Genomic DNA, 13,061 nt, shown 5'->3' on the forward strand with positions numbered 1-13,061 from the left:
TGCCTTTGAATTGGAAGATTTCCAGACGGGTAAAATGGTTACTATGTCTGATTTTAAGGATGATTTGGTTCTTTTGGAATTCTGGGTCAAAAACTGTAGCTATTGTATCAGTGCAGTTCCTAAAATGAATTCAATGGTCGCCAAATATGAGCAGAAGGGTTTGAAGGTGTGGGGAATAAATTCGGAAGATAATAAAAGCCAATTGAACAATTTTTATGAAAGGAATAAACCTACTTTTTCAACCTTAATGGATCAAGACGGAAAGATTACAAAAGCATATGGCGTAAATGGTGTTCCTCAGGTGGTACTGATCCATCAAGGTAAAGTGATTTATGCTGGAGGTATTGTAGATGGTAAATTGGACGCTTTAATTCAAAAGCTTTTGAAAAAATAAATTGCCTATTTCATTTTTCTTATATTTTTAAATGGTATTTATCCAAGGTTTTTTCTGTCCAGGCGTCCATTTCTTCAAAAGTAGATAATCCGTCATTTTCTTCGGATTCCAGGTAATCTTCCACTATGCTTTCCGTGTGTTTAAACCCGAGAAGTTTTCCGATATGAATGATGTCTGATTCAGAAACTTCGTTTTCGAACATAGCAATCATTTCTTCCAAAAACACACCTTCAAAGGTCAGTAATGTAGGGCTCTGGATGCCTTCTTCTAAGGAATAATTTATAAAGCCTTTGTTCTCGAGATCATAGGCGATAATTCTATCCGATCCGAATTCAAAAATGGGGATAAATCGCTGCACTTGATAGGCTTCCTGCTCATTGGAATCTAACGTAAAAATGGAATATGGCTTGCTGATACGTTTGCGAAATTCGTCCATTGCAATTTCATCGACTATCTGTTCATCGAAAATTTCCAAGATGATGGGTGCTAAGTTCAACTTTTTGATCAGGTCCTTAACTTCTGCTTCAGTAATTTGAAATGTTGCCATAATATGAAATACTAAAAAGAATTACACCCAAAGTAATCAATTTATTGATTGGCAAGCAATAAAAAGGTTGAATGAATTATATAATTTAAGGAATAATCGGTGGAGAAAACTAGAATTGCTATCTTTAAAGGAATGAACGTGAATAATAATAACAGTATACTGGTCTTTCCACCTCAACAAGGTATAAAGCCGATATTGTCCGTTTTTGCTTTGTTAACCGTTATTCTTATCCCAACCTTTTTGATTTTGATATTTACGGATGCTACCTGGAAGGATGGGTTGATTATTTTGGGTTTGGGTTATCTTTTGACTGGACTTGCCTATTTTCTTGCGCAAAAAGTAACCCGATATTGGATTGAAGGCGATAGGTTTTATTATAAGGCTTTATTCAAGAAAGAAGGGATTGACATCCAATCGATTAGGAAATTGGAAGTAAATACCTCCAACTGGCAAGCAAGTAATCCCTCCACCTCGAATACCAAAGGGATTATTATCTATTTTAAAAAATACGAGGATGTGTTTATCACACCCAGCGATAATATGCTGTTAGTCGATGAACTTCTGAAAAGAAATCCGGACATTGAGGTGATTTTTATCAAGTAAAAACGGAAAACTCAATACCTAAAACCAGCAATGATGCCGCATGGATGCCATTCCTTTTTATTATAATAAGAAGAGAAAGTTCCTGGTCGATCCATGAACCAGGCCGACATTACAACGATAATCAAACCTTCTTCAGGAGCCGGCTTTTCAAATTTATAGGCTTTGAAAATATCCAAAGTGTTTGATGTACAAAAATTTATATTAAATAGATTTGTTAATCATTTTTTAAGTTTTTTGACTACCTAAAGAGTTTGATGTGTATAAATTTATAACAAATAGGTTTGTTAATCAATTTATGTGTTTTTTTGATTATCTAACAAACTGAGTTTAATAAATTAAAATTAAGTCTGTCTGCTAAATAACCGTACATTTGCTTCTTAACAAACTGAGCGGGCACCCATGATCTACTTCCACATTCCTTTTTGTAAGCAAGCCTGTCACTACTGTGATTTTCATTTTAGCACCTCTCTACAATATAAAAAAGAGGTGTTGGCTGCGATGAAAAAGGAGATTGCGCTGCGAGCTGCCTACCTGGAGGACAAACAGGTCTCTTCGATCTATTTTGGTGGGGGTACTCCTTCCATTTTGGAGGCGGATGAAATCATGGAGCTCATCGACCAAGTATCCCAATACTTTGAGATCGATAACCAGGCAGAAATTACCTTGGAAGCAAACCCCGATGATCTTGACAAAAATAAAGTACATGCATTACGTCAAACCCCTGTAAATCGCTTCAGCATCGGCATACAATCCTTCTATGAAGAAGATCTCCGCTGGATGAACAGAGCCCATAATGCGGAAGAAGCTTTATCAAGCATAAAACGTGTACAGGATGCGGGGTTTGAGAACATTACCTGCGATCTGATTTATGGATTTCCTTTATTGACCGATCAGAAATGGAAAAATAATATGCAGCAGTTGATCGATCTGCAGGTTCCACACATTTCTTCCTATTCCATGACCGTAGAACGGAAAACGGCTTTGGACCATATGATCAACAAAGGGAAAACACCGCCACTGAATGAAGAGCAGAGTGCCGAGCAAATGCTCCTACTCATAGGTACCCTGACAAATGAATGCTATGAGCAATATGAGATCTCTAATTTTGCAAAACCAGGCAAGTATGCCATCCATAATTCGAATTATTGGAAGGGCAAACCTTACTTAGGAATTGGTCCTTCTGCACATTCCTTCAATAAAATATCCAGGTCCTGGAACCTGGCAAACAATGCTCTTTACCTTAAAAGCTTGGCAGTGAATAACCTTCCATTGGAAACAGAAATCCTCAGTAAAAAGGATCGTTTCAATGAATACATCATGACCTCTTTAAGAACCAAATGGGGGGTCGATCCTGCATATGTGAAAAATAACTTTGGAACGGAATATCTGAATGATTTAATGGGCCAAGTAAAGGATTTCCAACAAGCCGGACATATTCTTGTCTCTCCGGAAAAGATAATAACCCTTAGCCCAACTGGAAAACTCCTTGCCGACCAGATCGCTTCCGAACTATTTATAGTTGATTAAAACAAAGTTTTAGTGTCGATTAATCCATCAGCGCTTTTGCTTCAACATCTTCATTTTCATTGATTTCCTTCATCAATAAGGCCTTCATTTTCTTAACGATTTTCTGGGATTTTGGATCCTCGTAGATATTCTTCATTTCCCTAGGATCGGTTTTCATATCGAACAATTCCCATCCATCAACACGTTTGTAATATCGGATCAATTTGTACCGGCCATCACTCACCCCAAAATGTGGGGATACCGCATGCTCGCCATTCTCATAATAATGGTAGAAAAGCTGTTTCCTGGCAGTTCTCTTCTTTCCTTCAGCCACTTTTAGGAATGATTTTCCCTGAATATCCTTTGGAATCGCCGTACCGGTCAGTTCCAATAATGTGGGTGCAATATCCACATTCAGCACCATCCCGTCAACCTGGGAATTAGCCGGGATTACACCTGGGAGCTTCGCCAGCATAGGCGTACGGAAAGACTCTTCGTACATAAAACGTTTGTCGAACCATCCATGCTCACCCATATAGAATCCCTGGTCCGATAGGTAAAGAACGATCGTATTTTCTTCCAGGTTCTTTTCCTTCAAATAATCCAATACCCGACCGATATTCCGATCCATCGATTCGGCCGTATTCAGGTAATCGATCATATATCGGTTGTACTTCCATTTCGCCAACTCCTCACCTTGGAGGTTGGCCGCCTTGAGTTTTGCCTGTATAGGTTGATAATATGCTACATATTGTTGAAACTGCTGGTCGGTCATCCTTTTGAAATTACCATCTTTTCGCATCATTTCCGGGCTATCGAACATCTTGAGGTCATAGCCCATCTGCATATCCTTCGCAATGCTCATCTCCTGGACTGCTGCCGCTTTCCTGCCCTCATATCCATCAAAGAAATTATCTGGCAAAGGGATGTTCTTGTTATCGTTCTTGCCGAAATCTTTCGGGTCAGGCATCCAGGTGCGGTGGGTACTTTTATGGCCGATGATCAGACAGAAAGGCTCCTCCTGGTCTTTTTGCTCCAACCAATTTATGGCACGGTCCGTCACGATATCCGCCACATAACCTTCCTCTCGATCCATGGTTTCGGCTGCTCCATTTTTGCTGCTGATAAAATCGGGATTGAAATAATGTCCTTGGCCAACTAAGATGCTGTAATAGTCAAATCCCTGTAGTTTTCTTCCCAGATGGATCTTTCCGATCCAAGCAGTTTGATAGCCGTTGCGCTGTAGCTGCTTGACGAACAGATCTTGGCCATGATCAAAATTGGAAGTTTCATTGTCCTTAAAGCCATTTTTATGGCTGTACTTTCCTGTCAATAAGCTGGCGCGGCTTGGGCCACAGATGGAATTGGTCACATAGGCTCTATTGAAGGTAGCCCCCTCATTGGCAATCCTATCCAGATTTGGCGTATGTGCAATCTTCGATCCGTATGCACCGATCGTTTGGTACGAATGGTCGTCGGATATGATGATCACAATATTCGGTTTCTTTTTCTGCGCATTTGCAAATAAACTGAAACAGCATAAGGCCAATAGGAGATGGATTCGCATAATTTTAAAGTTTAGGATTTCAAATATAGGAAACCTGAACTAGAAATAAGATTAAATCATACATAATCAATTTTAAAAAATGTACAAAGAGGGTTTATGTGGATAAAAATTAAAATGTATAAAAAATAAAGGGATTCACTTTTGTAGATTCAGAAAAAACAAGGATTTTTGCGATATAATATATATACCATGAGATTTTTTCTTTCCCTGCTATTTATCAGTGTATTTAGCCATTCTAGTTTCGCCCAAGTCCCTGTTTTTAAAATTGCCTATCAAATTTCTCTCAACCAGGAGTTGATGGACGAGTTGAATAGCCCTGACATGGATGAAAATGATGAAGAATTAGCATCACTAAAGGCTATTTTGGCAGAGACTGAAAAAGGTGGTTTCGCTATTCAGGTATGGTCAGCCAAAGATAAATTCCTGGTTAATTCAAGCATGGCGGAAGATTTTGTTCAGATTGTTGATAAAACAACTAAAAAGGTCTACCATCTAAACCTTTCGGATTCCTCTTTTATGCAATCAGAAGGTGCTGGCCCTTTATTCGGTGAAGAAGCTGCTGAAGATCAATTTCAGATCGAATTTGTTGCCGGAAAAACGGAAACCATCTCTGGTTATCCTTGTAAATTGGCGATTATTAGTCCTACAATTGATGATCTAGCGGCTTTGGGCGACGAAGAAATACCTAGCATCCAAGTGTGGTATACCGAAAATATTCCTGCTTATACGTTTGGAGCTTTTGATTTCCTGGGAAATCTTCCAGGTGCAGCACTAAAGGTTGACCTGAGTGGTGTACAGTTTGTTGCTAAATCAATTACCAAAGAACAGGTTTCAACAGATTTTTTTGCTCCCCCTGTGGGCTTCCAGGAAAGTGCGGGTGACCTAGGTATGGAAGAAGGTGAAGACATGGAATTGGGCGAAGATATGATCGCTTATTATGATACTACTTCCGGTTTATATGGATTGAAGAATGTGAATGACGAAATATTAACCCAACCCTTATTTACCAGTCTTTCCGAAGTTCGGGATGGGATTATCGTAGCGGTGAATAGTGAATACCAAGCGGGATTTCTAAATCTACAAGGCAAAACGGTGTTGCCTTTGACCTATGAATCCATTGTTTATGATGATGTATTGGGAGCATATCAGTTTTCCAAAGATGGAAAATTCGGGATTATGGACAAGACTGGGAAAAATCTTTGGGGAAAAACCTATGATTTTTTGAGCACATTTGAAGGTAACCATGCGATATTTATGGAAAATGAAAAGTCGGGTATCCTAAATAAATCAGGACAGATCATTATTCCAGCTACCCATGAGAGTATCCTGCAATATGACGAACACTACTTCGTGGTTTTGGATGGTGAAAAATTCAAGATCTTTGATCTAAAATCAAATAAGATGATTTTGGATGGTTTTCAGGAATTGTATTTAGCGAATACACCTAACTTATTCATTGCATCCAATGATGGTGAAAAGTATGGTTTTGTAAACGAGAAGGGAACCACGGTTATACCATTTGTGTATAGTATGGTGAGCCCATTCTTTGATGGTACTGCTTCGGTCGTTAAATTGGGGGAAGAAGAAACCATACAGATCAATACTAAAGGGGAGGAAGTTCCCGTTAATGAATAGAATTAAAACATGATTTTTCATATACATACCCTGCATCGAGGAAGGTTTATCTGGATACTTTTAGGTTGCCTTTTTGCTGCAGGGTTTTTATTGTCCTATGTGCAGGTTTCGGAAATTGTGAAGATCTTGATCTTGCTGTTCTGTATTCCTGTCATTCTTTTTTTGGCCGTAAAGATCAGTCTGCAACCTTCTACCTGGGTTTTACAGACCGATCGGTTGCACATTGATAAAGCTGGGAAGGTATATGAAGTTTCCTATGAAAACCTGGCTTATATCAAGAACCACCTGCGTTCGGGGGGTAACCTGATCGCGATCTATAAGAACCAGAAAGGAACACCCATCCGCATCTGGAGGAATAAGCTCTTTGTAAAGAATGACGACTTTGATGCCATGATGCAGGAGTTCCGAAATAGACAGATCGAAATCGTCATCGGTTAATTTTTATATATTTGATGTATGAACTTGAAACAGACAATTATTTACCTATTATTGACCGCTGTCTCCTTGGCAAGTTACGGTCAACGAAAAACTTATTGGCAACAGGATGTTGATTATACCATGGATATTGATGTGAATGAAAAAACATATCAGTATGATGGTAAAATGAAGTTGAAATATGGCAATAATTCCGGTCAGGAGCTTTCCAAAGTCTATTTCCATCTTTATTTCAATGCTTTCCAACCGGGCAGCATGATGGATGAGCGCCTTAAGAATATCTCGGATCCCGATGCCCGTATGGTGACCAAGAAAGTAATCGACGGTATCTCAAAATCAGAAAGTAGAATTGCTGAACTGAAGCCGGAGCAAATTGGTTTTCAGAAAATAAAATCCGTAAAATATAATGGCCAGGCCGTTTCGTTCAAAGAGGATGGAACCATTTTGGAAGTAAGCTTGCCAAGCAGCATCAAAGATGGTGCGACGGTGGAGTTTGATCTGGAATGGCAGGCTCAGGTTCCGGAGCAGATCCGTCGTAGTGGCCGGAACTCGAAGGAAGGAGTAGCTTTCTCTATGACGCAATGGTATCCGAAAATGGCCCATTTTGATGAGTTTGGATGGCATCTGGATGAATATGTGGGTCGTGAATTTATAGCGCCGTTTGGCGATTTTGATGTGACCATACATATCAATAAGGATTATGTGATCGGTTCGTCGGGTAAACTTCAAAACCCTTCAGAGGTGAAAGGATATGTCAGCAAACCTAAATTGAAACTCAACAAGAACAAAGCTTCTTGGCATTATAAAGCAAAGAATATCCATGATTTTGCTTGGGCAGCAGATCCAAAGTTTGTAGTGGACTCCGCAAAAAGTAAAGGGGGTGTTCAGGTGTATACGGTGTATCTTCCGACAGATGGGACAATAGTTAGCAACTGGAAGCAGGCTTTAGGTCTGGCAACAGAATTCTTTGATTTTACCGGACAACATTTTGGGGCTTATCCTTGGGAAACTTATACCATTGTTCAAGGTGGGGATGGCGGAATGGAGTATGGAACTGTTACCCTGATTACGGGTGGCAGAAACTTGAAAAGCTTGGTTGGAGTGATCTACCATGAGGCAGCGCATTCTTGGTATCAACATCTATTCGGTATCAATGAGACCGTTGATGAATGGATGGATGAAGGTTTTACGAGCTATATTGAAGAATTGGCATTGACCGAATTGTTTGTTAGGCCACAGGCAAAAGCATTGAATCCGATCGGGGCAGCCTATCTTGCCTATTACCGATTGGCAAATTCGAAAGTGGAGGAGCCTATGAGTTTATTGGCGGATTATTACAATACGAATTTTGCCTACAGTAACGAAGCCTATAATAAAGGGGCTGTTTTGGCGGAGCAATTGGGTTATATTATCGGAAAGGAAAATCTACAAAAGACTTTCTTGAAGTTTTATGATCTTTGGAAGTTCAAACATCCTACGCCGAATGATTTTAAACGTGTTGCCGAAGATGTTTCTGGAATCAATTTGAAATGGTATTTCAATTTGTTCATTAATACGACGAGGAAGATTGACTATGCGGTGGGGAATGTAACGGGTACAGGTATTGAGGTTGTTAATAAATCGAATCTGGCGATGCCGATAGATTTGTTGGTGGAGTATCAGGATGGTACGAAGGAATTGTTCTATATTCCTTTACGTGAAATGAGAGCGGATAAACCTGCGGAAGGTTTTGACATTTATAATGGGGTGAAAAGAACGGTGTTGACGGATTGGTTCTGGACCCAGCCGACTTATGTAGTTCCTGTTTCGAAAGCTGTGAAATCAGTGGAGATAGATCCGACGAAGAGATTGGCGGATGTGGATCAGGAGGATAATAAGAAGACTTTGTAGGGATTGTATATAAAAAAGTCATTGCGAGGAACGAAGCAATCTTTCGATATGTGTAAAGATTGCTTCGTTCCTCGCAATGACGTTTTGTTCCTCGCTCGGAAGTAAAAAACCTTAAAACAACATCGTCTTCTCAGGGTTGAGTTTTTTACCATAACTCAACAACTCATAATGTAAATGGGGTCCAGTTGATCTACCTGTATTCCCAAGTGTACCAATTACCTGACCAGCGTCTATTTTTTGACCCACCTTTACTTTGGTAGTCGACAAATGTGCATATCTTGTTTCCCAGCCATTGCTGTGCTCAATGATAACTACCTTACCATATTGCCCTTTATACCCAGCATGAACAATCTTTCCAGCTGCGGTTGCTTTGATAGGTTCGCCAATACTACCTTTAATATCAATCCCCGAATGCATTTCTAATCCTCTGTTAGTAAAAGGATTACGGCGATAGCCAAAACGAGAAGTGATTTTTCCATGGTGAGGAATACCTAATGGTAAACCTTCCAATTTCTTATCAATACTCTTTAATCTCTTTTCGTAATATTTACTCAATTCATCCAAATTCTCTTCTTTTTCAATAGGTCCCCCTGCATTTTTTAACTTAGGTGCTACATCTTTTAAACCTCTTTTGCGCATTTTGGCATTAATTTGGTTTAAGGTACTATCGATTGATTCAAATGATTTTTGTACTTGTACTAAATTCAATTGGTTTGAAGCCTCTTCAACCGCTAAGGATTGTTTGGCTTTTTCCAATGCTTCCATTTTTTTGGTCAGCTCCTGTTCATAACGATCGCTCTGTGTTTTGGTTGCCACAAAGACAACAACAGCACAGATCATACAGATGAAAAAGAGGCTTACACCAAGAATAATTTTCCAGTTTTTTAGGATAATGGTCGGTATTTGAATCTTCTGATTCGAGTCTCCATTGGCATCTAAAATGACAATGGAAGTCTTTTGTTTAATCATAGTTTCTTTCTCCCTATTTTTTCTAGTCGGGCGTAAAAATATCATTTGTTGAAAAAAATAGAACATATTTTAACATTTAATAACTTTTTGGCAGGAGGGAATCCAATTATTTAACATCTTTGCAACATGTCTTTTTCGGAACATATCTTGGCATGGTACCATCAGCACAAAAGGGCTTTACCATGGCGGGAAACAAGGAATCCCTATGTAATTTGGTTATCAGAAATCATCCTCCAACAAACCCGGGTGGAGCAGGGAATGCCCTATTTTTTTAAATTTGTTGAGGAACTTCCGAATGTAACAAAATTTGCAGCTGCAGAGGAAGCGACCATTTTACGATTATGGCAGGGATTGGGCTATTATTCCCGTGCTAGGAACATGCATAAGGCCAGTAAATATGTGATGGAAAATCATGCCGGCTCATTTCCTGTTGCTTACGAAGAACTTTTGAAACTTCCCGGGGTTGGCGAATATACGGCGGCAGCTATTTCATCTTTTTCGAACGATGAACCAAGGGCTGTATTGGATGGGAATGTGTTCCGCGTATTAGCTCGATATTTTGGGATTGGGGAGCCCATAAACAGTAGTGCGGGAAAAAAAATATTCGCTGGATTAGCCCAGGAATTACTGGATACGGATCATCCTGCGACCTATAATCAGGCCATCATGGATTTTGGAGCTTTACAATGCAAACCTAAGAATCCTAATTGTGCCGAATGTGTATTACGTTTGGATTGTGTTGCGCTGAACACTTCGAGGGTTGCTGAGCTACCTGTGAAAAATAAAGGTAAAAAAAGCAGGGATCGATTTTTCCATTATTTTATCGTTGAAAAGGACGATGCCGTACTGATGTCCCAACGTATGGATGGAGATATTTGGGCCAATCTCTATGAATTCCCTTTGGTGGAATCAGCCGGTCCGCTTGAAATACCGGAATTAGTGGCGATGGTGGAATATCAGCAGTATTTTGGTCATGCTATACCCGAAAAGATCGAAAGGACGATCAAGCATGTGCTTAGCCATCAGAATATTTACGCTAGTTTCTATCGAATCCCAAAAGATGTTAGGCTGCAGTCCAAAAAAAGCCATTGGAATTATTGTTTGTCAAATAAATTAGATAAATTAGCTAAGCATAAACTTATTAGCTCCTTCATAGAGCGATATTTTTGATGTTAACCAAATCCTAAATTATTGTATGTCAGGTGTAAACAAAGTTATTTTAGTAGGACATCTGGGCAAAGACCCTGAGATCCGTTATCTGGAGGGAAATGTAAGTGTTGCAAGTTTTCCCTTGGCTACTTCAGAAACCTTTACCAAAGATGGTAGACGCGTAGAGCAGACCGAATGGCATAACATTGTGTTATGGCGTGGTTTGGCTGATGTCGCCGTCAAATATTTGAGCAAAGGGAAGTTGGTTTATATTGAGGGGAAATTGCGGACCCGTTCCTATGAAGACAAAGAAGGCATACGTCGTTATACGACGGAGATTGTTGCCGAAAGTTTTAATTTATTAGGCCGTCGTTCAGACTTTGAACCACAAACCGGCCAATCTGGAAGAAATTCATCATCTCAACATCAGGAAGAACCTAAGGAGCAATCCGTAGATTTTACAGAGAATAATGACGATAATGATGGCTTACCATTTTAATCGATTAATTTATTAGAATTCAAATCATCTACTTTTTTAAAATTTGCTGTATCTTTGGCGCATGTTGCAAGATAAAATAACGCAGTATACTCAAGAGATAAATGCATTCGAACCTACTTCTGCTCAAGATGTAGAGAATTTCCGATTGAAGTTTTTGGTGTCGAAAGGCATCGTGAAAGCCTTGTTTGAAGAGTTTAAGACCGTAAGTCCTGAGGAGAAAAGAACCTTGGGTAAGGTGTTGAATGACTTTAAAATCTTGGCCGAAACAAAATTCAAAGAATCTTCGGAAGCATTTGTCAACCAATCAGATTCGTCGAATGATAGAAATGAAGGTGATTTGACCCTTCCGGGTTCTGGTTTTACCTTGGGCTCTAGACATCCATTATCCTTGGTACGCAAAGAGATTGTTGAGATCTTTAAAAAGTTAGGCTTTATCGTCGCTGAAGGAAATGAGATCGAAGATGATTGGCATAACTTCTCGGCATTGAATTTTGCTCCAGAACACCCTGCCCGTGATATGCAGGATACCTTCTTTATCAAGAAACAGGATGGTAATGATGTGGTTCTGCGTACGCATACCTCTTCTGTTCAGGTCCGCCTGATGGAAGCGGGGCAACCCCCTTTCCGCGCGATCATGCCTGGACGTGTTTATCGTAATGAGGCCATCTCCGCACGTGCACACTGTTTCTTCCATCAGATCGAAGGGCTTTACATCGATAAGGATGTTTCCTTTGCTGATCTGAAACAGACCTTATACCATTTCGTGAAGGAACTTTATGGTGAAGATACCAAAGTTCGATTCCGTCCATCCTATTTCCCATTTACGGAACCATCCGCAGAAATGGATATTTCCTGTACCATCTGTAAAGGTGCTGGATGCCAAATGTGTAAACAGTCTGGATGGGTAGAGATTTTAGGTTGTGGTATGGTAGACCCGAATGTGTTGGAAAACTGTGGTATCGACAGCAAGAAATACTCAGGTTATGCTTTCGGAATGGGTATCGAAAGGATTACCAACCTGAAATACGAAATCCGAGATCTTAGGTTGTTCTCTGAGAATGATGTAAGGTTTTTGGGGCAATTTGAAACTGAAATCATTTAAGTTTTTGGATTTTTGCAATAAACATATGGTATAATTTGCCGTAAGAATCTAGAAAAAAATAATAAAATATCTTAAAATAAAGGTTCAGATAGGCCAAAAAGCGATTTTTTGGAAATTATCTGAACCTTTTTTATTAAATTACCCTTCATGGAAGATAAAATAGTCATAGCGATCAAAAAATCCGCCCGGGATTTGTTTCGGAAGTATGGCTATAATAAAACCAGTGTCAACGAACTATCCAAGAACGCTAATATTGCCAAGGCGACTTTCTATAAACATTTTGCCAGCAAGGAACTCATTCTACATGCGGTCCTTATGGATTATATCCAGGATAATGTATATGATATCCTGAACAAAAACGTGCATGAAAGAGACCTTTCCACCTTTTTGGCGAATACCATCCTTAGGGTAAGCCGTGTGACCTATACGGTTTGTAATGAATTTGTAGGCTGGGGATTCATCCGAGAATCAGCCAATGCGCAGGAATACCTCAAGATCCTCTCCGACGATCTGGAATTCCTCCTCTTAAGATCCTTTATCCAGAACGAAACCATAGGATCCACCATCCCCGAAGAAAGATTGACTTTCCTTATCAAAACCTCCAAGAACATCGTTTTCTCCTTCGCCTTCACCGCCGTCTCCGAAGCCGATGTCCGCAAGAATTTTATCTCCTTTCAAAAAGAAATGCTTCCGTATTTGGTGCAAGCCACGCTTTTGTAGTATTTAGTAGTTAGTATATAGTATTAAGACATATGGGGTACCTAT

The 13,061-nt window shown here is 39.7% G+C and carries 14 protein-coding genes; 10 read left to right on the top strand and 4 right to left on the bottom strand.

The annotated features are described in order from the left end of the window. Positions 1-394 (top strand): peroxiredoxin family protein (locus VJ786_RS13710; RefSeq protein WP_336557905.1); only part of this gene is annotated, 394 nt, incomplete at its 5' end. 19 nt (positions 395-413) lie between these two features. On the opposite strand, the gene VJ786_RS13715 is transcribed toward VJ786_RS13710, so the two are convergent. Then, a complete protein-coding gene (locus VJ786_RS13715) occupies positions 414-941 on the bottom strand; it encodes a hypothetical protein (RefSeq protein ID WP_336557906.1) in 528 nt (175 codons plus the stop codon). Positions 942-1,040: 99 nt separating this feature from the next. Here VJ786_RS13715 and VJ786_RS13720 point away from each other — a divergent pair, with 99 nt between their 5' ends. After that, on the top strand, positions 1,041-1,544 hold the full coding sequence (locus VJ786_RS13720) for a PH domain-containing protein (RefSeq protein WP_336557907.1): 504 nt from the start codon (positions 1,041-1,043) through the stop codon (positions 1,542-1,544). Between the two features lie 11 nt (positions 1,545-1,555). On the opposite strand, the gene VJ786_RS13725 is transcribed toward VJ786_RS13720, so the two are convergent. Beyond that, complete coding sequence (locus tag VJ786_RS13725) at positions 1,556-1,720, bottom strand: hypothetical protein (RefSeq protein WP_167554333.1); 165 nt, start codon at positions 1,718-1,720, stop codon at positions 1,556-1,558. A 223-nt stretch (positions 1,721-1,943) separates the two neighbouring features. Between VJ786_RS13725 and hemW the strand changes: the two genes are divergently transcribed. Further along, positions 1,944-3,071: a radical SAM family heme chaperone HemW gene (gene hemW, locus VJ786_RS13730; protein ID WP_336557908.1), complete on the top strand. Its 1,128-nt coding sequence runs from the start codon at positions 1,944-1,946 to the stop codon at positions 3,069-3,071. A 19-nt stretch (positions 3,072-3,090) separates the two neighbouring features. Here the strand turns inward: hemW and VJ786_RS13735 are convergent, their stop codons facing one another. Further along, on the bottom strand, positions 3,091-4,617 hold the full coding sequence (locus VJ786_RS13735) for a sulfatase family protein (protein WP_336557909.1): 1,527 nt from the start codon (positions 4,615-4,617) through the stop codon (positions 3,091-3,093). A 189-nt stretch (positions 4,618-4,806) separates the two neighbouring features. Between VJ786_RS13735 and VJ786_RS13740 the strand changes: the two genes are divergently transcribed. Genes VJ786_RS13740 through VJ786_RS13750 form a run of 3 tightly spaced genes read left to right on the top strand, consistent with a single transcriptional unit; the run spans position 4,807 to position 8,577 of the window. Next, on the top strand, positions 4,807-6,252 hold the full coding sequence (locus VJ786_RS13740; RefSeq protein WP_336557910.1) for a WG repeat-containing protein: 1,446 nt from the start codon (positions 4,807-4,809) through the stop codon (positions 6,250-6,252). Between the two features lie 9 nt (positions 6,253-6,261). After that, complete coding sequence (locus VJ786_RS13745) at positions 6,262-6,690, top strand: hypothetical protein (RefSeq protein ID WP_336557911.1); 429 nt, start codon at positions 6,262-6,264, stop codon at positions 6,688-6,690. Between the two features lie 24 nt (positions 6,691-6,714). Further along, positions 6,715-8,577: a M1 family metallopeptidase gene (locus tag VJ786_RS13750; protein ID WP_336557912.1), complete on the top strand. Its 1,863-nt coding sequence runs from the start codon at positions 6,715-6,717 to the stop codon at positions 8,575-8,577. A 111-nt stretch (positions 8,578-8,688) separates the two neighbouring features. Here VJ786_RS13750 and VJ786_RS13755 read toward each other — a convergent pair whose 3' ends face one another. Then, entirely contained in the window at positions 8,689-9,612 is a 924-nt protein-coding gene (locus VJ786_RS13755; RefSeq protein ID WP_099366498.1) for a peptidoglycan DD-metalloendopeptidase family protein, read from the bottom strand. 60 nt (positions 9,613-9,672) lie between these two features. Between VJ786_RS13755 and mutY the strand changes: the two genes are divergently transcribed. From mutY to VJ786_RS13775, 4 genes are all read left to right on the top strand, one after another. Further along, positions 9,673-10,716 (top strand): A/G-specific adenine glycosylase, encoded by a 1,044-nt coding sequence (gene mutY / locus VJ786_RS13760; RefSeq protein ID WP_336557913.1) that lies wholly within the window; start codon positions 9,673-9,675, stop codon positions 10,714-10,716. Between the two features lie 25 nt (positions 10,717-10,741). Further along, positions 10,742-11,194: a single-stranded DNA-binding protein gene (locus VJ786_RS13765; protein ID WP_099366496.1), complete on the top strand. Its 453-nt coding sequence runs from the start codon at positions 10,742-10,744 to the stop codon at positions 11,192-11,194. Between the two features lie 61 nt (positions 11,195-11,255). Further along, complete coding sequence (gene pheS, locus VJ786_RS13770; protein WP_336557914.1) at positions 11,256-12,296, top strand: phenylalanine--tRNA ligase subunit alpha; 1,041 nt, start codon at positions 11,256-11,258, stop codon at positions 12,294-12,296. Positions 12,297-12,443: 147 nt separating this feature from the next. Next, positions 12,444-13,016: a TetR/AcrR family transcriptional regulator gene (locus VJ786_RS13775; RefSeq protein ID WP_099366494.1), complete on the top strand. Its 573-nt coding sequence runs from the start codon at positions 12,444-12,446 to the stop codon at positions 13,014-13,016. The last annotated feature ends 45 nt before the right edge of the window (positions 13,017-13,061 follow it).

This window comes from Sphingobacterium tenebrionis, from assembly GCF_037126265.1.
Classification (GTDB): Bacteria; Bacteroidota; Bacteroidia; order Sphingobacteriales; family Sphingobacteriaceae; genus Sphingobacterium; species Sphingobacterium tenebrionis.

Bases quoted from the DNA above. Each gene is read 5' to 3' on its own strand.
- VJ786_RS13715 (WP_336557906.1), bottom strand. From the start codon at position 941: ATGGCAACATTTCAAATTACTGAAGCAGAAGTTAAGGACCTGATCAAA.
- hemW (WP_336557908.1), top strand. From the start codon at position 1,944: ATGATCTACTTCCACATTCCTTTTTGTAAGCAAGCCTGTCACTACTGT.
- VJ786_RS13735 (WP_336557909.1), bottom strand. From the start codon at position 4,617: ATGCGAATCCATCTCCTATTGGCCTTATGCTGTTTCAGTTTATTTGCA.
- VJ786_RS13740 (WP_336557910.1), top strand. From the start codon at position 4,807: ATGAGATTTTTTCTTTCCCTGCTATTTATCAGTGTATTTAGCCATTCT.
- VJ786_RS13745 (WP_336557911.1), top strand. From the start codon at position 6,262: ATGATTTTTCATATACATACCCTGCATCGAGGAAGGTTTATCTGGATA.
- VJ786_RS13755 (WP_099366498.1), bottom strand. From the start codon at position 9,612: ATGTTCTATTTTTTTCAACAAATGATATTTTTACGCCCGACTAGAAAA.
- mutY (WP_336557913.1), top strand. From the start codon at position 9,673: ATGTCTTTTTCGGAACATATCTTGGCATGGTACCATCAGCACAAAAGG.
- VJ786_RS13765 (WP_099366496.1), top strand. From the start codon at position 10,742: ATGTCAGGTGTAAACAAAGTTATTTTAGTAGGACATCTGGGCAAAGAC.
- pheS (WP_336557914.1), top strand. From the start codon at position 11,256: ATGTTGCAAGATAAAATAACGCAGTATACTCAAGAGATAAATGCATTC.
- VJ786_RS13775 (WP_099366494.1), top strand. From the start codon at position 12,444: ATGGAAGATAAAATAGTCATAGCGATCAAAAAATCCGCCCGGGATTTG.